The following is a 22,897-nucleotide window of genomic DNA, read 5'->3' as shown; positions in this document are numbered from 1 at the left end:
ATTTAAAGTTAGGTGGTTCTATGATAAAAATTTATAAAAGTCATAACGATATTTTAGAAAAAAAACTTTTTTCGATTTCTGAAACTTTAGAGGTTGAAAAACTCACTGAAAAAAATACTTGGATACATCTTTCTAATCCAACGGAAGAAGAGATTAAAGTAGTTACTAATAGCTTTGATATTCCTGAAGAACACATCAGAGCAGCTCTAGATGAAGAAGAAAAAGCACGTTTAGAGATTGATGACGATATCATCCTTGTAATTATTGATGTTCCTATTCACGATGAAAATAATCGTTGCTCTTTTACAACGGTTCCTTTAGGAATTATCTTGTTAAAAGATCATATATTGACTGTTTCAACAGTTAAACTTTCTCTTATAGAAGAGTTTGTTCAAGGAAGAATTAAAAGTTTCTTTACATTTAAGAAAACTAGATTTATTTTACAAATGCTATTTAGAAACTCTACTTATTTTTTACTATATCTTAAACAGATTGGTAGAATAAGTGACAATATAGAGAGACAACTAAAAAATAATCTTAGAAATCAAGAACTTATGCTTCTCTTGGAATTGGAAAAAAGTTTGGTATATTTCACGACATCTTTAAAATCTAATGAAGCTGTTTTAGAAAGAATGATGAGAACAGAGATTGTTAAAAGGTATCCGGATGATCTAGAGCTCTTAGAAGACGTAATTATAGAAACAAAGCAAGCTATTGAAATGGCGAATATCTACTCTAGTATTTTAAGTGGAACTAGAGATGCTTTTTCAACAGTTATGTCAAATAACTTAAATATAGTAATGAAAAAACTTACATCTATAACTATAGTTTTCGCGATTCCTACAGTAGTTTCTGGGTTATGGGGAATGAACGTTGGTGGAGTTCCATTCGCTAGTGATACCTATGGTTTTTTATGGGTTGTTCTAGTTGCTATTGCATGTGGAATTTTTATAACTTGGATTTTATTTAAAAAAGAGTTGTTTTAAATTAAAAAAAGCTCAAAACTTTATTTTAAAAGTTTTGAGCTTTTATTTTTATCCTTTTCTAATATCTATTATTTTTTGAGCTAAATTGTCTTGTAATTCCTCGTACTTTAAAAAGTTATATTCAAATCTTCCTCTGCCTTGAGTTAAAGATTTTAAATCTATCGCATATTTCAAAATCTCACTTTCTGGAACCTCAACTGTCAAAAGTTGCTCAGAGTACGCTTTAGGTTCCATTCCTAAGATTCGCCCCCTTCTTTTATTCATATCTCCCATTATGTCTCCTATATACTCATCTGGAGCTACTATTTCCATCTTAACTATTGGCTCTAATAAAACACATCTAGCAGTTTCCATTCCTTTTCTAAAAGCCAATATAGCAGCTTGTTTAAAAGATATTTCATTCGAATCCACAGGATGATATGATCCATCATAAAGAGTTGCTTTTATATTTATTACTGGATATCCAGCTAATTTACCTTTAGTCTTAGCTTCTAAAAGTCCTTTTTCCACTGCTGGAATATAAGTCTTAGGAACAACTCCTCCATGTATATCATCTGCAAAGTTAAATTCATCTTCATGAGGTTCAAATTTTATAAATACCTCTCCAAATTGTCCTGCCCCACCAGATTGTTTTTTATGCCGACCTTGAGCTTCTACAATATTTTTTATAGTTTCTCTATAAGACACCTCTGGTTCTTTTAATATAGCATTAACTCCAAATTTATTTTGAAGTTTATTCAGAAGTATATTCAAGTGTTTTTCTCCCTGTCCCCCTATTATAAATTCTTTTGTCTCAAAATTTCTCTGAATTGAAAACGAAGGATCTTCATCCATCAATCTTTGAATTGCTCCACTTAATTTATCGTCATCATTTTTTTCTTTTGGTATAATTGACATATATAAACAAGGTTTTGGAAAATCTATAATATTATATATAATCGGATGTTCTTTATCACAAAGTGTATCTCCTGTTTGCGCTTCTTGAAGTTTTGTGACAGCTCCAATATCTCCAGCTCTAACCTCTTCCGCAGTTATTTGCTTTCCTCCTCTAAAGAAAGATATATTCCCTACTTTAACCTTGATATTTTTATTTGAAATTATAACCTCGTCATCTTTTTTTATTACTCCTGAATTAACTTTAAATAGTGATATCTTCCCCATATATGGATCTACTATTGTTTTAAAGATGATAGCTGAAAATGCTTCATTTACATCTACTGCTCTTTCTATTTTTTCATTACTCTCTATTGTATATCCTACCTTTACTCCTCCATTTACCTCTTGTGGAGTAGGTAGATAATTATACATCATCTCAAATAACGTTCTTACACCTATTCCATTGCTCGCAGACCCTATTACGATTGGTACAATCTCTCCGGAAACTACACCATCGTGTAACCCTTTTCTTATCTCTTCATCTGTGAACTCTTCTCCTAAAAAATATTTATTCAAAAGATTTTCATCTGTCTCTGCTATAGCTTCTAGCAATAGGCTCCTCACCTCTGAAACATCTATATCTTCAGGAATTGGTGCATCAACGCAATTCTCTCCATTAAATATTCTACCTTTTAAATCTACAACATTCACGAATCCTTTAAACTCCTCTTCAAAACCTATTGGAATACAGAATGGAGCAACTTTTTTTCCAAATTTTTCCTTTAAATCATATAGTAATTTTTCATAATTATGTACACCTTTATTCATTTTATTTATGAAAATAACTCTCGGAATTCCTTCCTCTTCTAACATTCTCCAAGCTCTTTCTGTTCCAACTTCTACTCCAGCAGCACCATTTATAACTAATACTGCTCCTCCTGAAACTGCTAAAGCTGAAGATACTTCTCCTGTAAAATCTGAATATCCAGGTGTATCCAATATATTATACTTATGGCCTAAATACTCCAAAGGTATAACTGATGTATTTATTGAAAATCCTTGTTTCATCTCCTCTTTATCAAAATCTGATGTACTCGTCTGAGAATCTACACTTCCCATTTTAGAGGTTGTATTAGATATGTATAGCATGGCCTCTACTAAACTACTTTTTCCACTTCCACGATGCCCTAACAGAGTTATATTCCTTATTTCACTCATTTCATAACTAATCATATTTGTTCCTCCTATTTTTTAAGAGATTTTTTACATTAGTACTTATATAGCTAATATTTTCAAATAAGTCAATAGGAATTATAAAAGAAAATAAAAAAAACCGAGATTTCTCTCGGTTTTACAAAGAACTATTAGTTCATTTTGTCTACTAAAGACTTTCCTGCTTTGAACTTTACAGTTTTCTTAGCTTCTATTTTAATTTCTTCTCCAGTTTTAGGGTTTCTTCCTGTTCTTTCTGGTCTTTCAACTACTTCAAATTTTCCCCATCCGATGAAGTTGATTTCTTCTCCAGCTTGTAAAGTTTCCTCTATTGTAACTAGAACTGAATCTAATTTTCTTTCCGCTTCAGCTTTTGAAGAGAATACACCTTTCTCAAATAATACTTTCGCAAACTCTTTTTTTGTCATTATATTTTCCTCCTAAAATGCTTCTATTATTGTAATTAAGTACAGTCATTTATATCATATAAACCAATTAATTTCAAATGTTTTTTAGGTTTTTTTGGATTTTTTTGATATTTTGTTATATAATCAATTTATACTAAAGATGAGGAGGTTCTTTTTAATGATGAAAAAATTGATTTTTTTGATTTTCACCCTTGTTTTATCTTCGTGCACATCGCTAAAATACAGCGTGAATTCGTCTAAATACCAGTCAAAATCATACAATGAACGAGTTAGATTTATCATTTTACACTACACGGCTCTAAATGACGAACGTTCGATCACTGCTTTAACAAAAAATAATGTCAGTTCGCACTACTTGGTCACACAAAAAAGAGAGGATCCTGTTTATTCTTTAGTTCCAGATACTAAAAGAGCTTGGCATGCTGGTGCAAGTTCCTTCGATGGTTACAAAAATTTAAATGATAACTCAATTGGTATTGAGATTTCAAATTTAGGTTATTCAAATGCTAGTAAACAGAAAACTTCAAATTTAAAAGAGGGTATGGTTGATATTACAATGTTTTATCCTTACAATGACGCACAGATATTTAAGATTGGAATGTTGCTTAAAGAGCTTACTGCAAAGTATAAAATCAATCCTAAATATATTTTAGGTCACTCTGATATAGCTCCAACTAGAAAATTTGATCCTGGTCCTAAATTCCCATGGAAACATCTTTATGATAAATATGGAGTAGGAGCTTGGTATAACCAAAAAGATTTCAATCACTATTATTCACAAAAACTTTTTGATTCATATTCAGTCGAAGCATTAAAAAAAGAACTTGAAAAATATGGCTACACTATTAATTCAACTGACATTTGGGATTTAGAGAGTAAAAAAGTAATTGCTGCATTCCAAATGCACTTTAGACCTAGAAAAGTGGATGGTGTTTTTGATCTTGAAACTTTTGCTATTTTAAAGGCTCTAAATAGAAAGTATAAATAATTTTATTGACAAAACAAGAAAATATGTTTTATAATCAAGTCAACAATATTAAAATATGATAGATAAACTTCAGGGCAGGGTGAGCCACTCATGGCAATTCCCGACCGGCGGTTATAGTCCGCGAAACCTTCGGGTTTGATTTGGTGAAACTCCAAAACCGACAGTATAGTCTGGATGGAAGAAGTGTTTTTTTTATGCACAATTTTTCTAAGCTATCGCTTTTTTAGCCCGAAGTCTATCTTCGGTTTTTTTTTATAAAAAATTTGAGGAGGACTAAAATGGTAAAAATTTATGAAGGTAATTTTGTAGGAGAAAATTTAAAGGTAGGTATCGTTTGTGCTAGATTCAATGAATTTATTGTTTCTAAACTTTTAGGTGGAGCTATCGATGCTCTTAAAAGACACTCTGTTAGCGAAGAAAACATCCATGTTTCTTGGGTTCCTGGTGCTTTTGAAATACCTCTTATCGCAAAAAAAATGGTAGAAACAAATAAGTTTGATGTTGTTATCACTCTTGGAGCTGTTATTAGAGGAGCTACACCTCACTTTGATTATGTTTGTTCTGAAGTATCAAAAGGAGTTGCATCAGTATCTCTAGATTCTGGAATTCCAGTAATATTTGGAGTTCTAACAGTAAACTCTATTGAAGAAGCTATTGAGAGAGCAGGTACTAAAGCTGGAAACAAAGGATTCGACGCTGGAATCTCTGCTATTGAAACTGTTAATCTTATTAGAACTATATCTGAGGCATAATTATGCATGAACATTTTATGAAAATAGCTATAGAAGAAGCTAAGAAAGGATTTGGATTTGTTAATCCAAATCCCCTTGTTGGAGCTGTTCTTGTAAAAAATGATGAGATTTTATCTACAGGTTATCATCAAATTTTCGGTGGTCCGCATGCTGAGGTAAATGCTATCTCAAATGCTACTATCACTGAAGGAGCTACTCTATACGTTACATTAGAACCTTGTTCTCACTATGGAAAAACTCCACCGTGTACAGAACTTATTATAAAATCTAATATAAAAAGATGTGTTGTCGCTACTCTTGATCCAAATCCTCTTGTTAGCGGGCGAGGGATTAAACAACTTAAAGATGCGGGTATTGAAGTTATTATAGGTATTTTAGAAAAAGAAGCTATAAATTTAAACAAAGTTTTTTTTAAGTTTATCAAAGAAAAAATCCCCTATATCTTCTTAAAAGTTGGAATTACATTAGATGGTAAAATCGCTACTAGAAATTACTCTTCTCAATGGATAACAAACTCTCTAGCTAGAGAAAAAGTTGAAAAATATAGAAATTTCTTTTCTGGAATTTTAGTTGGAGCTAATACTGTAATTCAAGACAATCCTTCTCTTACATGTAAAGCTTCTGGAAATCGAAATCCATATAGATTAATTCTAGACAAAGATCTGATTATTAATGAAGATTATAAAATTATTCAAAATAATTCTGATAAAAAAACATTTATCATCACTAATAAAAAAAATATGGATAAAGAGCTTTTTCAAAAATTAGAAAAAGATTTCTTTATTAAATTTATTACATTTTCAGATGATGAAAATCTAAAAGATATTTTAAAAAAAATAAGCTCATATAATATTGATTCTATTCTTGTCGAAGGTGGAAGTGGAGTTATCAGTTCATTTTTTAAAGAAAATCTATTTGATGGAGGAGAGATTATGATTGCACCCAAAATTTTAGGCGACAACTCTGCAATTTCATTCATATCGGATTTTTCCCCTCTAAACATCAATAGTGCTTTCAATTTAGACAATATTAAAATAAATCTTTATGATAATAATATTGGGTTTGAGTTTTATAAGGAGGAAGGATGTTTACCGGTTTAGTTGAAGAACTTGGAAAAATAATTTCTATTGAAAAAACTTCTGCAGGAGCTAACATCACCGTTTCTTGTAATAAGGTTTTAACCAATGTAAAGCTAGGTGATAGCATTGCAACAAATGGAGTTTGTCTAACAGTAGTAGAAACTACTTCAAGCTCTTTTACAGCAAATGTTATGAATGAATCTCTTAGAGTTTCGGGATTAAACGAACTTAAAATTGGTTCACTTGTAAATTTAGAGAAATCTCTTACTTTGCAATCCTATTTGGGCGGACATCTAGTAACTGGTGATGTTGACTGTACTGGAAAAATTACTGATATCTGTAGTGATGGATTTGCAAAAAAATATACTGTTGAAATTCCAAAAGAATTTATGAAATATGTTGTTTATAAAGGTAGAGTGACTTTAGATGGAGCCTCTTTAACTGTTGCATCTCTAACTGATACAACCTTTACCGTTTCTTTAATACCACATACTCAAAAATCTATTACTCTTGGATTTAAAAACATTGGGCAAAATATAAATGTTGAAACAGATCTTATTGGTAAACATCTTGAAAAATTGCTCCTGAGTAGAGAACAAAATGATGAAAAACCTAAATCAAATCTCTCTAAAAATTTTTTAGCTGAAAATGGTTTTTTCTAATTATTAAAGGAGGAACAAATTATGTTCAATAAAATAGAAGATGCAATCAACGATTTAAAAAATGGTAAACTTATCGTTGTTGTAGATAATGAAAATAGAGAAAATGAGGGTGACCTTGTTGGTATTGGAGATATAATCTCTAAAGAAAATATAAATTTTATGATTAAATATGGAAGAGGTCTAGTTTGTGTTCCTATTGAAGAGAAAAGAGCCTCTGAATTAGAGTTACTTCCTATGGTTTATAATAATAGCGATTCTCATGGAACAGCATTTACAGTTTCTGTGGATTCTCTTAATGGAACAACAACTGGAATCTCTGTTGAAGATAGATACAATACTATCAAAGATCTTAGTTTTAAAGCCACTTCTGGGAAAGAGTTCAAAAAACCCGGGCATATATTCCCTCTGATAGCTAAAAATGGCGGTGTAATAGAAAGACCCGGTCATACTGAAGCTTCTGTTGATTTAGCCAAATTAGCAGGTTTTAATGGATGTGGTGTTATCTGTGAAATTATAAAAGAAGATGGTGAAATGGCTAGAGTTCCGGATTTAATCGAATTCTGTAAAATTCATGATTTAAAAATGATTACTATTGAAGATTTAATTCAATACAGAAAAACTCATGAACTTCAAACTGAACTTGTTTGTGAAGCTCCTCTTCCTACAAAACATGGAACATTTAGACTTATTGGATTCTCTAATACAATTGACTTTAAAGAGCATGTAGCTCTTGTTTTCGGAGATATCAAAGATAAAGATGACGTTCTTATTCGTGTTCATTCGGAATGTTTAACTGGAGATGCTTTTGGTTCTTTAAAATGTGATTGTGGTAGTCAACTTGATAGATCTTTACAGAGTATAGTTGAACATGGTTCTGGTGCTCTACTTTATATGAGACAAGAGGGAAGAGGAATCGGCTTACTTAATAAAATTAAAGCATACGAACTTCAAGCTCAAGGAAAAGATACTGTTGAAGCTAATACACTATTAGGATTTGCTCCTGATCTTAGAGATTTTGCTGTTGCAGCCCAAATGATTAAACTTTTAGGTATTAAAAGTATCAACCTTATGACAAATAATCCTAAAAAAATTGATGATCTTGAACAATACGGAGTTAAAATTACCAATAGAACTCAAATTGAATTTCCTTCGAATGCTTGTAACTCACATTATTTAAAAACTAAAAGAGAAAAAATGAATCATCTTTTTAAAATAAATTAAATTTTTAATAACAAAAAGGCTTGAAATTAATTTCAAGCCTTAATCTTTTAAATCTTCTAATATCATTAAATAATAATCTATATCTTGTAGAAGACTCTCTTTATCTTTTTTAGAAAATTCCTCTGCATAAACTTTAACTTTCAACTCTTTAAATTGATTTTCTAACTCTTTTCTGTCCTTCTCTTTTATAGGTTTTGAAACTAAATTATTGAAATCATTTTGATAACTTCTATAATCTCCTCTTAATCCTACAGAAAAACATCCGGTAAAAAGCAATCCTATACTTAAAATTAATAAATTCCTCATAATTTTTACTTCCCTTTTTTTGTTTCATCTGTAAAAAATTTCAAAAAATTATATATATCTTTAGAGATATAATCCCAAGTATGATATTCATTTTCATATATCTTACCTTTAAAATTCAGTTCATACTTTTTAGCTCTTCCCACAACATCAAGCCACTGCTGAAACATCAAATATGGCTTTTTATCTTCTGACCCAACACTTAAATAGAATTTTTTTCCTTCAAATTTTTTAGAATCCATAGTTTTTATGATACTATAAGGATCATTTTTCAATATTTTATATCCCCAAGGACTGAATACTTTCACAAAATGGGCCTTATTAACATCATTAAACAGAAATCTAGGAACATATAAATATCTGAATATTCTCATTACTCTCCTATTTATACTCATTCTAATTAAGCTAATTGCTCCTGAAAAACTAGCTATCACATCATATGACTCAAGATTTTTAAGTCCTATTTTTAAAGATCCATATCCTCCCATAGAAAAACCGCCAATTCCTTTTATAGAATTAGGATACTCTTTTTCTATATAGTTGGTTAAATCTTTTGAAAAAAACTCTTCATATTGATGGATTTTATCTTTATAGAAGTTAGTATACCAACTTTCACCTTTATATCCAGAGTCAGGAAGAATAAAGATAATATCGTCTACTCTCCCTTTCCTCTTTAAAGTTAAATAATTCTCTCTTATTTTAGCTTTATAAAGCCAATCTTCACATTTGTCTCTTATTCCATGAAACAACACTAAACATAAAGGATTTTGTTTTAAAATTTTTGGTTTTAAAATTAAAAATCTCATCTTCTCTTCTGTATAACTACTTTTTAAAAAATGCTCTTCTAAAATAAATTCAGAATCTAACTCTTCATTTGAAAACTCCGAATATTTATGTTTTACATTTACAATTTTTTCAACTTGTGGAAAACTAAGAACTCTTTTTAGTTTTCTATCCAATTTAAAATTATAAGGGTATGTTACTATATAAAAAACCAATGAAATTATAGCTAGAAAAACCAGTATATTTAGTACCATTATTTCATTCCTCGAATTAGAACTCTGCGTTATTTGGAGTTCTTGGGAATGGAATTACGTCTCTTATATTTGTAACTCCTGTTACATACATAAGCATTCTTTCAAATCCTAATCCATATCCTGAATGAGGGAAACTTCCATATCTTCTTAAATCTAGATAGAATCCATAATCCTCTGATTTTAATCCTACTTCAGCCATTCTATCTTCTAAAATTTCTAAACTATCCTCTCTTTGAGATCCACCAATAATCTCTCCGATTCCTGGAGCCAATAAATCCATCGCTCTTACTGTTTTTCCATCTGCATTTAATTTCATGTAGAATGATTTTATATCTTTTGGATAATCCGTTACGAATACAGGTCTTTTAAAATGCTCTTCAGATAAGAATCTTTCATGCTCACTTTGTAAATCTATTCCCCATTTAACTGGATAATCAAATTTCTTTCCTGAATTGATTAAGATATCTACAGCTTCAGTATATGTTACTTTTCCGAAATCACTATTTAATACATTATTTAACTTATCAAATAATCCCTTTTCAATAAATTGATTGAAGAACTCCATCTCTTCCGGACATTCATCCATTACATATTTAATGATATATTTAATCATATCTTCTGCTAATTCCATATTTGCTTCTAAATCTGCAAAGGCTATTTCAGGCTCTACCATCCAGAACTCTGCAGCATGTCTTGATGTATTCGATTGTTCAGCTCTAAATGTTGGTCCGAATGTATATATATTTCTAAACGCTGAACAGTAAGTCTCACCATTTAATTGACCACTAACTGTTAGATTAGTTTCTTTTCCAAAGAAATCTTGAGAAAAATCTATTTTTCCATCCTCAGTTTTTGGAGTGTTGTTTAAATCTAAAGTTGTTACTCTAAACATCTCTCCTGCGCCTTCACAATCAGAACCTGTTATGATTGGAGTATGAGTATATACAAATCCATTCTCTTGGAAGAATTTATGAATTGCATAAGCTAATACTGATCTCACTCTAAATACAGCTGAGAAAGTGTTTGTTCTTGGTCTTAAGTGTGCTATTGTTCTTAAGAACTCAAATGAGTGTCTCTTATTTTGTAATGGATACTCTAAATCAGCTTTTTGGAAGATTTCTATTTCTTTTGCTTGAATTTCAAAAGTTTGACCTGCACCTTGAGATGCTACTAATATTCCTTTTACAATTATTGATGATGAAATTGATAATCTTGACACTTCATCAAAATTAGCTAAGTTAGTATCAAATACTACTTGAACACCCTTAAAGAAACTTCCATCATTTATCTCTATAAATCCAAAGTTTTTTTGTGATCTTATTTTTCTTACCCAACCTGAAATCTCTATCTCTTGGTTGATACACTTTTCTGTTTCTCTATAAAGAGTTTTTACTAATTGTTTCATTCTTATCCCCCTATATCATTTTTGCTTCATCGACAATTTCGATGCTGTCTAATTTCTGTCTTACTTGTGCTTTAAACTGTTCTAAATATAACTTTCTATATTTTTCTCTTTCAAGCTTTTCTTCAGCTGTTAGCTCTCTTTTTTTAGCTTGATTAGAAAAATAGTTAACCATCTCTATTATATCTTTCATTTCCATAATTGTTTCCTCCAAACTATACGATATATAGTCTTATTTAACTTTTCTGTAATTATACCGTTTATTTGAGTTTTTGTCAATTTGCTTGTAACTCTAAAAAGAATATTTTTGTTGTATTATTTTCTTTGAAAAATTGCTATAATTTAAATGAAAATTTTTTTAAGGAGTTGAAGTTTTTTATGAACTATTTCCAACCAAGACCTAAAACAAATTTTAATGTTACTGTTGATATTCCGGGTTCAAAATCTATTACAAATAGAGCTCTTATTCTTTCAGCTCTTTCTGGAAAAAATGTAACTTTGAAAAATATACTTTTGAGTGATGATACAAAATATATGATTGAAGCTCTAAAGAGTTTAAATAATAATATCACACTTGATTTACAAAATAAAACTTTAGAAATTAAAGGAAATAAAAATCCTAAATTTGATAATTTAGAAATTTATATCGGAAATGCCGGAACTGCAATGAGATTCTTAAGCTCATATTTAGCAACTGGAACAGGGACCGCTACTTTATATGGAAACGAGCGAATGAATCAACGACCTATCAAAGATTTAGTTGATTCTTTAGTTCAATTGGGTGTTAAAGTTGAATATATGAATGAAATTGGATTTCCGCCTATTAGAATTACTTCTAATGGAGTTTCTTCAAAATATGTAGAGATTGATTGCAGTAAAAGTAGTCAATATATTTCATCTATTTTAATGGCTGCTCCTAACTTTAAATCGCCTATACAAATCAAATTTACTAGTAGAGTTGTATCTCGACCATATATAGATATGACTCTGAAAATGATGAAAGATTTTAGTGTCGATTTCTTAGAAAAGGATAATAGCCTTTTTATTACTCCTCAAGAATATTCTTGTTCTGAATATTTAATCGAAGGTGATATGTCATCCGCTTCATATTTTTTAGCTATGGCTCTTATAAGTAACTCTACTGTTACTCTTAATAATTTTTTTAAAGAAAGTATTCAAGGAGATTCTAAATTTTTAAATGTTTTAACCGAAATGGGATTAGAGGTAATCTCTTTCAATGACACTAATATTACAGTTAAAGGAGTTCAAAATTATAACGGAATCGAGCTCAGCATGAACGATATTCCAGATGTTGCACAAACACTTGCTGCTGTCGCTTTATTTGCTAAAACACCCACAAAAGTTTGGGACGTTGAAAATATGAGAATAAAAGAAACTGATAGAATCTCAGCTTTAAAAAATGAGATTTTAAAATTAAACGGAAACTTCGAAGAGTTTCAAGATGGATTTTTAATTATTCCTAAAATTATAGATGAGTACAAAGGAGATTTTTTAGAAACATATGATGATCATAGAATGGCTATGTCTTTAACTTTAATTGGCCTTAAAGTTCCAAATATAAAAATTTTAGATCCAAACTGTGTTTCTAAAACTTTCCCTAACTTCTTCGAAGAGTTTAATAAAATTTATTTGGGGGAATGAAATGAAAAAAAATTATCTTTTTTTTACTCTCTTATTCGCCTTTATTTTTTCATTTAGCTTTTCTAAAACAGCTGAAGATATTGAGATTAAAAAATTAAAAGAACAGATTAAAATATTACAAAAAGAAATTCAAATTTTAGAAGCTAGAAAAATAGAGAGATTTAAAGAAGAGGAAAAACAGCCTAAAATTGGACTAGTTCTAAGTGGTGGCGGTGCTAAAGGATTCGCACACATTGGTGTACTGAAAGTTTTAGAAGAGAATAATATCAAAGTTGATTACATCACTGGTACTAGTATGGGAGCCCTTATAGGAGCTCTTTATTCTGCGGGATACACTCCTGACCAGATTGAAAAGCTTGTTCTAGATATTAACTGGCAAGAAACTTTTAATGATAGTCCAAACCTTGCCGATATTCCTATCGACCAAAGATCTTTAATGAAAAACTACAATCTTTCATTAAAATATGATAACTCTCTTAACTTTGCATTACCTAAAGGGATTAGAAATACACAAAAGATATACCTTACTTTGAAAAATCTGCTTTGGAATGTTGAGCAAACAAGAGATTTTAAAAAATTACCAATTCCTTTAGAGATTATTGCAACAGATTTAAATACTGGTAAAGCTAAATCTTTTAATAGTGGAGACCTTGCTCAAGTTATTACAGCAAGTATATCTATCCCAACTATTTTCGATCCAGTTGTAATTGGAGGCAATTATTATGTGGATGGATTATTATCTAGAAATTTTCCAGTGGAAGATGCTTTCAACTTAGGAGCTGATATTGTTATCGGTGTTGATGTTGGAAGTTCTTTACAGAAAAAAGAGGAATATGATATTCTGAGTGTTGCAGATCAAATTGTTGCTATACAAAGTACAAGTTCTACTAAGAGACAAAGAGACCTAACTACTGTTCTTATTGAACCAGATGTCTCAAAATATAAAACCACAGATTTTAATGATTTTAAATCAATTAAAAATTCTGGAGAGATTGCTGCAAGAAAACAGATTAACAAAATTTTATCTTTTGGTCCTAAACAAAATAAAAGAAAAAGTTCGTTACAATTCAAAAATAACTTTGTCTTAGATAACTTAGAGATTATTAGTGAGTCTGAAAACGCAAATCATAAAGAGATTATTGAATCTATTTTCAAAAGCTCATTTGGTAATAGTGTTAATCCAGATACTTTAGAAAATTTAATGCTAAAAACATATAGTCTTAACTTTGTTAATAAAATATACTACTCTTTTGACAACAACACTTTGAAGCTCCAAGTTGAAGAAACTCCAACTAATATAGTTGGATTAGGAGTGGATTATCAAACCGACTACGGAACTACATTTTCTATTGGAACTGATATAAGTTCATTCGGAAAGATTGGAACCTTGTCTACTGTCGAAGCTACTTTTGGAGATTATTTAGGTCTTAACCTAAAGAATTTCTCCTATTACGGTGTTTCAAATAAAGTTGGAGTTCTTAGTAGCATAAGCTATTCTGAAAACCCATTTTTTATCTATCATGGTAAAAATAAAATTGGTAGTTATAAAAGTCAAGTTACAAAACTTGAAAGTGCATTTGTAACACAATATTCAAATCTATTCTTACTGTCTTACGGTGCTTCCTTAAACTACAGTAGTTTAGACTCTGAAATAAAAAATATTCTAGATACATCTATTGAATATTCAAAAAGTTACGGTGATATCTTTCTTAATATAAATTGGGATAAAACTAACTCTACAGCCTTTCCTACCAAAGGGTTTAAAGGTGAAGTTTCTCAAAGATGGGGTGGGAATTTAGGAAAAGATGATTTAAATTTCCTTTCTACAAATTACATCTCATCAAATTTCATTCCAATTACAGATAGTACAAGTCTAACTGCTAAACTTTTTGGAGGTAATGTCAGCGGAGAAGATATTCTTCCTGATAAATATATTAAACTCGGTGGTCTATCTGACGACCTATCACAAAATATGTTTTCTTTTAGTGGATACTATTTCCAAGAAAAATATCTATCATCACTTCTTGGAGTTAGTTTAGGTCTTCAACAAAAGATTATTGAAAATCTTTATTTTAGTACTCATTGGGATATTGCAACTTACAAATATGTTGATGAAGATTTCACTAATAATGCTAAATCCATACTTTGGAAAGATTATTCTCAAGGTGCGAGTATTGGACTAAATTATCTTAGCCTTATCGGCCCTATTAAGTTTAATATATCAAAAGCTCAAGAATCTCATGATTATCTATTCCAATTTAGTTTTGGTTATAAATTTGATTAACAAAAAAAACACCCTAAATTATAAGGGTGTTTTTTACTTCTAATTTTTGAGCCAAACTTTCTAGCTCTTCTAATTCTTTGTCTGTAGGTGGTAAAAGAGTTTCTTGTAGAATTTCTCTAACTCCAAAATGTCTATATTTTATTATCTTATACCTTACATCTGTTTTAGCTATAATTTCAGATACATTTTTTATCGTCATTCTATTGTTCAATTTTCCCTGAACAACGACAGTTCTAACTTCAAATAGTTTTCCTATCTCTTTTAAAAAATTTAAATTTTTAATTACATTTTCAACTCTTTTCTCTGTTAATTTAAAATGCTCTTCTTCGTTCCAAGCTTTAACATCGAGCATAAAAGAATCAGTTACTTCCACAAACTCTTTATAAATATCCTTTTCTAAATCTAAACTTCCATTCGTATCTACAAAACAAGTTAAGTTTGGCCAACTTTTCTTTATCTCCTTAAAGAACTCTGTGATAAATTTATATTGAAGGGTACTCTCTCCTCCACTTACAGTAACTCCTTTAATAAAAGCTTTTACCTTCGCAACCTCTTTTACTAATTGGCTAACACTGTATTCTTTAACTTTAGGTGAAGCATCAAATCCACAGCTTTTTATACATCTATCACATTCGCAACATAAAGAATCATTCCACACTACTTTCTCTTTCTCTATGTAAAGAGCATTAGTTGGACACTCATCAACACATTTATAGCAATTTTTACAAATATTTATTGTTTCTGGATTATGACAATATTCACAATTGAAATTACATCCCTGAAAAAATATTGCCATTCTATTTCCTGGTCCATCAACATTTGAAAATTTTATTATTTTATTTATTTTAGCAGTTAACTCTATACTACTCACTTCTTAGTTTTCTCCCTAAAGCTTTTGCATTATCTCTAGCACCTTTTCCTAAAATAGTTGTATCTCTTAGAACTTGCTCTCCTTTATCTAGCTTTTCCATTTCAGATCTTTTTACTAAATATCCTGTTACTCTTACTACATCACAACTATCACTATATAGTGAGAAGAATCTCATATCAGTCTCAAAAGCTCCCTTTATTATATCTAAAATCGCTTCAGGATTACTTTTGTAAGTTTCGTCGAATACGAATATATCTCCAATTCCACTTGGACAATATTGATGGAACGGTGCTGACTGAACTATGTGCTCAAATATCTCTGGTTCTTCTCCTACTGGAATTCTACATCCTGGACTTTCATTTCTATCTGTATCAATACCAACTTGTGAATGTAACAAGTGAGTATTTCCGAAAAACTCTCCAGCATATTTTGTTTTATGATTTTGAACTAAGCTACTCATTGATCTTACTATTTCTAAGGCTAAATCTGCTGCTACTTCTGAATATCCAAATCTATCTTTCTTCTCTGTTGCTCCTAAAAGATTATTTACACATTCTGCTAGTCCTACAAATCCAAATAATCCTGTGAACTTCTCTTTTTCAAGTAATCCCTCTTTAACTAAGAAGCTACTTTCGTAAAATCCACTTTCTTCAATTACGAACTTTGATCTTTCATCTATATAGTTTAACATCTCTTTTGAAACTTCTGGTAAAACTTTAGTTAAAAATTCCTCTTTTGAAGAAGCTAATTTTGAAAGAGCACCCAATCTCACTCTTACTAAAGTGTTTGCTCCCCCACCAACTTTTAATCCATTGTAACAACTTACAATTCCGTACTCTCCTTTAAAGTCATCTCTGAATATTTTGTCATTTGCAAAACTTGGTTTTGCTGTTACAAGAGCTGTTTGAATTGCTTCAACTGCTATTTTATCAGATGTTTCCTCTGCGTATTTTATTGTTAAGTTCGGTGTTGGTAATTCTAATTCTCTCATAACTTTTAAAATGATAAGACCCGCTTTTGTCTCTTTTGGTCCTATATTTGCATGACAGAAAGAATCAGTTATAGTTGAGTCTATATGTTTTAAAAATAATTTTATCGCTAAATATGCTTCACTTTCATCTTTAATAAAAGGTTCTAATAAATAATCAATATTTCCTAAATAAACAGGCATTGTAGTTATTGAAGGAACATGCTTATAAAGTATCAATAATCCATGAACAGCTTCCCAAATATTCGTTGGCTTATCTAAGTTCAAAAACTTACTTCCATTTTGCATAAACACGTCATAATCAGGAACTATATATCTCGGTCTATAAGGTGCATTTCCTTCAAATAAATCACAAATAATTCCGTCTTCAATATATTTTTTCAAAGCTTCACTTTTATTTAAAACTTCTATACTTCCTTCTGCTAATCTAGCTAGAGTAACAACTTTTTGTTCAAAAGTTATTTTTTGACTCTTTATTGTTTCTAATATCATTACCTTCTCCCTTGAATTAAAATATAAATTTCACATATTATATTCATTTTCTACCACTTCTGTCAACTTTTATTATATTTTTCTAAAAATATTACAACCTTTTTTTTAATTCTTTGAATTGAATTATCTATCGCTTTAGGTTCTTTTTCTAACTCCTCAGCTATCTCTAAATAACCATAACCTTTAACCATATATGAAAACACCTCTTTTTCTAAACCGCTTAAATTTACCTTTAAAAATTTTTTAAGTAATTTCATCAACTCTTTTCCAATAACAATCTGTTCAGGTGTATAATATCTTAGTGACGGATTATTATATCTTATTAACTCTTCAATTTCTGAATACCCCTCTCCCTGCATAGCACTATTCAAATTTCTATTTTTTTCTGAATTATAATTTTTAACCGCTGTTATGATCTGTCTTTTTATACACAGAGATGCAAAGGTGCTAAAACATGCACTCCTATTCTCGTCAAAAGATCGAATAGCCTTCATTAAGCCTATCATTCCCTCTTGCACTAAATCCTCTCGTTCTGCACCTTTTAAAAATAAAGTTCTGTTTCTCATGTAAATAAGATTTTTATATTCTGCGACTATTTTCTCTATTGATTCTACGTCTCCCTGCTTAGCTAACAAAATATCCTCATTCCTAATCATGATCCCTCCTTATATTAAAGTTCAAACAACAATTTATTTTATTTAATTCATAACAATATTTTCCCCTTTCCTATTTTATATACCTCTTATATCGAAAAAAATCAATTTTTTATTTTAAATGTATCTCCCCCTTTCTTTTTTCACTTTTTTAAGGTACAATTATATTGACAAAGTACAATTAAATTACTTAAAAAACATTTATTTTATTTAGGAGGGGCTATGAAAACTGATATACAAATTGCACAAGAAGCAAACTTATTAAAAATTTCTGATATTGCTTCTAAGCTAAACATTAACGAGGATTATTACGATACTTACGGAAAGTACAAAGCTAAACTTAACCTTTCTCTATTAGATGAATTATCTACTAAGAAAGATGGAAAATTAGTTCTTGTAACTGCTATTACACCTACGCCTGCAGGAGAAGGAAAATCTACTGTTACTGTTGGTTTAACTCAAGCTTTAAATAGAATTGGTGTATCCTCTGTTGCAGCTCTTAGAGAACCTTCTTTAGGACCTGTTTTTGGAATGAAAGGTGGAGCTACTGGTGGAGGTTTCTCTCAAGTTATCCCTATGGAAGATATCAATCTTCACTTTACTGGAGATTTCCATGCGATTGGGGTTGCTCACAATCTTGTTTCCGCTTGTATTGACAACCATATCACTCAAGGAAATACTTTAAATATCGACAATACTAAAATAACTTGGAAAAGAGTTGTTGATATGAATGATAGAAATTTAAGAAATATTGTTGTTGGTCTTGGTGGAAAATTAAATGGATATCCTAGACAGGATTCTTTCCAAATAACTGTTGCATCTGAAATCATGGCAACTCTTTGTCTTTCAAACTCTTTAAAAGAGCTTAAAGAAAATATTGGAAAAATTGTATTTGGTTATGATTATAGTGACAAACCTTTAACTATAAATGATTTAAAAATTTCTGGAGCTGTTACTGCATTATTAAAAGAAGCTATAAAACCAAATTTAGTTCAAACTCTAGAAAATACTCCTGTTATCATCCACGGAGGACCTTTTGCTAATATAGCTCATGGATGTAACTCACTTCTAGCTACAAAATTAGCTTTAAAACTTTCTGATGTTGCTGTTACTGAAGCTGGATTCGCAGCTGATTTAGGAGCCGAAAAATTCTTAGATATAAAATGTAGAAAAGGAGATTTAAACCCTAACTGTGTTGTTATAGTTGCTACTGTTAGAGCTCTTAAACATCACGGTGGAGCAAAAGTTTTAAATGAAGAAAACTTAGATGCTTTAAAATTAGGTTTAGCTAATCTTGATAAACATATCGAAAATATGAAAAAATTCAATCTACCTGTTGTTGTTGCTATAAACAAATTTGTAACTGATACAGATAATGAAGTTGAATTAATTAAAGCTCATTGTGAATCTTTAGATGCACCTGTAGCTCTATGTGAAGTATGGGCTAAAGGTGGAGAAGGTGGAGAGGAATTGGCTAAATTAGTTCTTCAAAAAATTGAAGAAAACACTGCTAACTATAAACCTCTTTATGATTTAGAACTACCTATTAAAGATAAAATCTCTAAAATTTGTACAGAGATTTATGGAGCTAACGGAGTTTCTTTCTCTGCAGCTGCTAATAAAACTATTAAACAACTTGAAGAGCTAGGATATGGTAATCTTCCTATCTGTATGTCAAAAACTCAAAAATCAATATCTGACAAAGCAAATCTTCTTGGAAGACCAACTGATTTCACTGTTGAGATTGATACAATTAAACTTGCCGCTGGAGCTGGATTCATTATTGCTATGGCGGGTGGTATCATTGATATGCCTGGACTTCCTAAAGTTCCTGCAGCTGAACTTATTGATATCGATGAAAACGGTACTATTACAGGTTTATTCTAAATAACTTTGACCCTTACTTAAATATAAGTAAGGGTTTTTTATTTTTGTAAAATATAGTATAATATATTAAAATTCTACTGCATGTGAGGGATAAATATGAAAATTGGTAAACTTACTATTTCAGATTTAAATGATTTAATTTTTAAAAATATAAAAAATAGTAACGAAAGAATTCTTTCTGCTGGTGAAGTTGGAAGTGACTGTGCAGCTATTGAAGTTGGAGATGAAGTTGTTTATCTATCTACAGACCCTATAACTGGAACTAGTACTGGACTTGGAAAACTTGCAATCAACATCAACTGTAACGATATTGCTACAGAGGGAGTTTCTCCAACTGGTATAATGCTTACTATCTTAGCTCCTCCACACACTCAAAAAGAAGAGATTGCTTTGATTATGAAAGAAGCCCAAGAGGAAGCTGACAAACTTGGAGTTTCTATAATCGGAGGACACACAGAGATAACAGCAGCAGTCAACAAAACGATCATATCTGCTACATCTATTGGAATAGGAAAAAAATCTGACTTTAAAAAAAGAGAAACTATTGTCGCTGGAGATAGGTTAATCATAACTAAAGGAGTTGGAATTGAGGGAACTGGCATTATTGCTTTTGAAAAAGAGCTGGAACTTTTAGATGTTTTTCCAAAAGAAACTATCCAATTTGCAAAAAATCTTTTAGATTTAACTAGTGTTGTTAAAGATGGAGTTGTGGCTAATAAGTTTTCAAAAGGTATGCATGATGTAACAGAAGGTGGGCTTTTAGGTGCTCTTTGGGAATCTAGTTGCTTCTATAATTTAGGTTTGGAGATTTCATATGATAAAATATTTATTCATCAATGCACAAAAGAGATTTGTAAATACTTTAAAATAGATCCTCTAAAGCTTATTTCAAGTGGAACTATGCTTATGGTTGTCAGCGAAGAAAATTCAGAGTTACTAATTAATGAATTGAAAAAAAATGGTATTGAAGCTTTTGATATCGGAGTATTTACAAATTCTAATGAGAAAGTTTTAATAAAAAATGGTGAAAGAATCAAAATTTCTTCACCTGAAAGTGATGAGTTATATAAAGTTATATAGTTAGGAGAGATTATATTGAATATAAAACAAAGAGTAATTGGTTTATTAAGTGAGTTTGAAAAAGGAAAATATTCTAACATTCTTTTAAATGAATATTTTTCAAAAAATAATTTAAGTAAAGGTGAACGTGGATTTATCACCGAAGTTTTTTACGGTGTTATTAGAAACGACATCTATTTAAACTATCAATTAGAAAAAAGAACTAAAGCAGTTAAAAAAAATTGGATTAAAAATCTTTTAAAAATCTCTATTTATCAAGCTACTTTTATGGAAAGTGACGATAAAGGAGTAGCTTGGGAAGCAACTGAATTAACTAAAAAGAAATTTGGAGTTCCTGTTAGTAAATTTGTTAATGGAGTTATTAGAAGTTATTTAAGAGAAAAAGATGAAGAGATTCAAAAGCTTAAAGAAGAGGATAAATTAGATCTTTTATACTCTTATCCAAAATGGTTCTATGACAAAATCAAAAAAGAGTACAAAGAAAATACAGAACAAGTTCTAATTTCACTAAAAAAAGTACCTTATATGAGTATTAGAGTAAACACTTTAAAATATTCTGAAGAGGAGTTTGAAACTCTTTTGAAAACTTTAAAAATTGATATAATTAAGAAAGTGGATACTATATATTATATTGATTCAGGTATTGTTTTACATACTGATGAGTTTAAAGATGGTAAAATCATAGCTCAAGATGGTTCATCTTATCTTGCTGCTAAAATTTTAAATCCAATAGCTGGAGAAAAAGTTGTTGATACTTGTAGTGCACCTGGAAGTAAAACTGCTGTTCTTGGTGAGCTTATGAATAACACTGGAGAGATTTATGCTTTAGATATCCATCAACATAAGATAAAAATTATTGAAGAAAATCTAAAAAAATTAGGTCTTACAAATGTTAAAGCTATCAAGCTAGATGCTAGAAAACTTAAAGAGCAAGGACAAAAGTTTGATAAAATTCTTGTAGATGCTCCTTGTAGTGGATATGGAGTTTTAAGAAAGAAACCCGAAGCTCTTTACAATAAAAACATGGCTAATGTTAATGAGTTAGCCGGATTACAATATGATATTTTAGAATCTGCTGCAACTACATTAAAAGTTGGTGGAGATTTAGTTTACAGTACTTGCACTATATTTTCAGAAGAAAATAGTGATAATGTTGAAAAGTTTTTAAATAACCACAAAAACTTCTCAGTTCAAAAATTTGAGATGCCTGAAAATGTAAATGGGCACTTTGATAAAATCGGTGGATTTTTAATTGATTATACAGAAGAAATTTTAGATAATTTCTATATTATTAAGCTAAGAAAGGATTTTGAATAATGTTAGATGAATTAAAAGAAGCTAACGGCTATGTTGTTAGTAAAATAGAGGAAACAGACTCTTTAATTTTAGAGATGGAGGCTTTTGCTTTAGAGCACAACGTGCCTATCGTTACAAAGGAAGTTGCTAAGTATCTAGATTTTTTAGTTTCTAGTCACAATTTTAAAAATATACTTGAGATTGGAACTGCAATTGGATACTCTGGAACTATAATGGGAAGAGTTGCTAAAAAAAATGGTGGTAAATTGACTACTATTGAAATTGATGAAGTAAGATACAATCAAGCTTTAGAAAATTTCAAAAAAGGAGACCTTTTAGATTCTGTTAATCTTATTTTAGGAGACGGAACTGAAGAGGTTAAAAAATTAAATGAAAAATTTGACTTTATCTTTATTGATGCTTCAAAAGGTCACTATATGGAATTTTTCAACGATTCATTTGAAAGACTTACTGAAAATGGTATGATTTTTATTGATAACATCATGTTCAGAGGATATCTGTATAAAGAGTATCCAAAAAGATTTAAAACTATAGTTAGAAGACTTGATGAGTTTATAACTTATCTTTCTCAAAATCATGATTTCGTTCTTCTTCCATTTGGAGATGGAATTGGTCTTGTAAAAAAATAAATAACTATTTTAATAATAGAAAAAGTAGGGGGTCTAATTAAATATTTGTGTAAACCTTCAAGTTGGGGTAATATTAAATTATCTAACT

Annotated in this window: 21 protein-coding genes and 1 riboswitch; of the genes, 12 read left to right on the top strand and 9 right to left on the bottom strand. The window is 30.1% G+C overall.

The window, feature by feature from the left end:
• The first annotated feature begins 20 nt into the window (after positions 1–20).
• Positions 21–986: a magnesium transporter CorA family protein gene (locus L988_RS10825; RefSeq protein ID WP_047384180.1), complete on the top strand. Its 966-nt coding sequence runs from the start codon at positions 21–23 to the stop codon at positions 984–986.
• 48 nt (positions 987–1,034) lie between these two features.
• Here L988_RS10825 and fusA read toward each other — a convergent pair whose 3' ends face one another.
• The gene (fusA, locus tag L988_RS10820; protein ID WP_047384178.1) at positions 1,035–3,095 is read right to left on the bottom strand and encodes an elongation factor G; all 2,061 of its coding nucleotides are present in this window, start codon (positions 3,093–3,095) and stop codon (positions 1,035–1,037) included.
• A 131-nt stretch (positions 3,096–3,226) separates the two neighbouring features.
• Entirely contained in the window at positions 3,227–3,502 is a 276-nt protein-coding gene (locus tag L988_RS10815) for an HU family DNA-binding protein (protein WP_023049818.1), read from the bottom strand.
• A 226-nt stretch (positions 3,503–3,728) separates the two neighbouring features.
• Here L988_RS10815 and L988_RS10810 point away from each other — a divergent pair, with 226 nt between their 5' ends.
• The 5 genes from L988_RS10810 (at position 3,729) to L988_RS13855 (ending at position 8,204) form a co-directional block, all read left to right on the top strand.
• A complete protein-coding gene (locus L988_RS10810; RefSeq protein WP_366089352.1) occupies positions 3,729–4,490 on the top strand; it encodes an N-acetylmuramoyl-L-alanine amidase in 762 nt (253 codons plus the stop codon).
• Between the two features lie 61 nt (positions 4,491–4,551).
• Positions 4,552–4,680, top strand: a riboswitch (FMN riboswitch).
• Between the two features lie 88 nt (positions 4,681–4,768).
• Complete coding sequence (gene ribE / locus L988_RS10805; RefSeq protein ID WP_047384173.1) at positions 4,769–5,242, top strand: 6,7-dimethyl-8-ribityllumazine synthase; 474 nt, start codon at positions 4,769–4,771, stop codon at positions 5,240–5,242.
• 2 nt (positions 5,243–5,244) lie between these two features.
• Positions 5,245–6,342 carry a bifunctional diaminohydroxyphosphoribosylaminopyrimidine deaminase/5-amino-6-(5-phosphoribosylamino)uracil reductase RibD gene (ribD, locus tag L988_RS10800; protein ID WP_047384171.1) on the top strand — a complete coding sequence of 366 codons (1,098 nt, stop codon included), beginning with the start codon at positions 5,245–5,247 and terminating at the stop codon, positions 6,340–6,342.
• Positions 6,327–6,983, top strand: coding sequence for a riboflavin synthase (locus L988_RS13860; protein WP_047384169.1), 657 nt, complete (start codon positions 6,327–6,329; stop codon positions 6,981–6,983). Before ribD ends, L988_RS13860 begins: the two co-directional genes overlap by 16 nt.
• A 21-nt stretch (positions 6,984–7,004) precedes the next feature.
• Entirely contained in the window at positions 7,005–8,204 is a 1,200-nt protein-coding gene (locus L988_RS13855) for a bifunctional 3,4-dihydroxy-2-butanone-4-phosphate synthase/GTP cyclohydrolase II (protein WP_047384167.1), read from the top strand.
• 39 nt (positions 8,205–8,243) lie between these two features.
• Here the strand turns inward: L988_RS13855 and L988_RS10785 are convergent, their stop codons facing one another.
• The 4 genes from L988_RS10785 to L988_RS10770 form a co-directional block, all read right to left on the bottom strand.
• Entirely contained in the window at positions 8,244–8,510 is a 267-nt protein-coding gene (locus tag L988_RS10785; protein ID WP_047384165.1) for a hypothetical protein, read from the bottom strand.
• A gap of 5 nt (positions 8,511–8,515) precedes the next feature.
• Positions 8,516–9,466, bottom strand: a complete 951-nt coding sequence (locus tag L988_RS10780) for an alpha/beta hydrolase-fold protein (protein ID WP_231549842.1) — start codon at positions 9,464–9,466, stop codon at positions 8,516–8,518.
• 94 nt (positions 9,467–9,560) lie between these two features.
• Positions 9,561–10,949 carry an asparagine--tRNA ligase gene (gene asnS / locus L988_RS10775; protein WP_047384162.1) on the bottom strand — a complete coding sequence of 463 codons (1,389 nt, stop codon included), beginning with the start codon at positions 10,947–10,949 and terminating at the stop codon, positions 9,561–9,563.
• Positions 10,950–10,959: 10 nt separating this feature from the next.
• The gene (locus L988_RS10770) at positions 10,960–11,145 is read right to left on the bottom strand and encodes a DUF896 domain-containing protein (RefSeq protein ID WP_047384160.1); all 186 of its coding nucleotides are present in this window, start codon (positions 11,143–11,145) and stop codon (positions 10,960–10,962) included.
• Positions 11,146–11,324: 179 nt separating this feature from the next.
• On the opposite strand from L988_RS10770, the gene aroA reads away from it, so the two are divergent.
• Positions 11,325–12,608, top strand: a complete 1,284-nt coding sequence (aroA, locus tag L988_RS10765) for a 3-phosphoshikimate 1-carboxyvinyltransferase (RefSeq protein ID WP_047384159.1) — start codon at positions 11,325–11,327, stop codon at positions 12,606–12,608.
• 1 nt (position 12,609) lies between these two features.
• Positions 12,610–14,892, top strand: coding sequence for a patatin-like phospholipase family protein (locus L988_RS10760; protein WP_047384158.1), 2,283 nt, complete (start codon positions 12,610–12,612; stop codon positions 14,890–14,892).
• A gap of 13 nt (positions 14,893–14,905) precedes the next feature.
• Here L988_RS10760 and L988_RS10755 read toward each other — a convergent pair whose 3' ends face one another.
• The 3 genes from L988_RS10755 to L988_RS10745 all read right to left on the bottom strand — a co-directional run bounded on the left by L988_RS10755 (position 14,906) and on the right by L988_RS10745 (position 17,899).
• Positions 14,906–15,763, bottom strand: a complete 858-nt coding sequence (locus tag L988_RS10755; RefSeq protein WP_231549841.1) for a YjjW family glycine radical enzyme activase — start codon at positions 15,761–15,763, stop codon at positions 14,906–14,908.
• Positions 15,756–17,243 (bottom strand): YjjI family glycine radical enzyme, encoded by a 1,488-nt coding sequence (locus tag L988_RS10750; protein WP_047384156.1) that lies wholly within the window; start codon positions 17,241–17,243, stop codon positions 15,756–15,758. The genes L988_RS10755 and L988_RS10750 overlap by 8 nt, the downstream gene beginning before the upstream one ends.
• A 62-nt stretch (positions 17,244–17,305) precedes the next feature.
• On the bottom strand, positions 17,306–17,899 hold the full coding sequence (locus tag L988_RS10745) for a sigma-70 family RNA polymerase sigma factor (RefSeq protein ID WP_047384155.1): 594 nt from the start codon (positions 17,897–17,899) through the stop codon (positions 17,306–17,308).
• 219 nt (positions 17,900–18,118) lie between these two features.
• On the opposite strand from L988_RS10745, the gene L988_RS10740 reads away from it, so the two are divergent.
• From L988_RS10740 to L988_RS10725, 4 genes are all read left to right on the top strand, one after another.
• Positions 18,119–19,783 carry a formate--tetrahydrofolate ligase gene (locus L988_RS10740; protein ID WP_047384153.1) on the top strand — a complete coding sequence of 555 codons (1,665 nt, stop codon included), beginning with the start codon at positions 18,119–18,121 and terminating at the stop codon, positions 19,781–19,783.
• Between the two features lie 96 nt (positions 19,784–19,879).
• Positions 19,880–20,863, top strand: coding sequence for an AIR synthase family protein (locus L988_RS10735; protein ID WP_047384151.1), 984 nt, complete (start codon positions 19,880–19,882; stop codon positions 20,861–20,863).
• A 15-nt stretch (positions 20,864–20,878) separates the two neighbouring features.
• Complete coding sequence (rsmB, locus tag L988_RS10730) at positions 20,879–22,180, top strand: 16S rRNA (cytosine(967)-C(5))-methyltransferase RsmB (protein ID WP_047384149.1); 1,302 nt, start codon at positions 20,879–20,881, stop codon at positions 22,178–22,180.
• Positions 22,180–22,809: an O-methyltransferase gene (locus L988_RS10725; protein ID WP_047384147.1), complete on the top strand. Its 630-nt coding sequence runs from the start codon at positions 22,180–22,182 to the stop codon at positions 22,807–22,809. Before rsmB ends, L988_RS10725 begins: the two co-directional genes overlap by 1 nt.
• The last annotated feature ends 88 nt before the right edge of the window (positions 22,810–22,897 follow it).

It is taken from the genome of Cetobacterium sp. ZWU0022, assembly GCF_000800875.1.
Taxonomy (GTDB): domain Bacteria; phylum Fusobacteriota; class Fusobacteriia; order Fusobacteriales; family Fusobacteriaceae; genus Cetobacterium_A.
The sequence above is the reverse complement of the archived record's forward strand: the minus strand, read 5'-3'. Positions and strand labels throughout refer to the sequence as shown.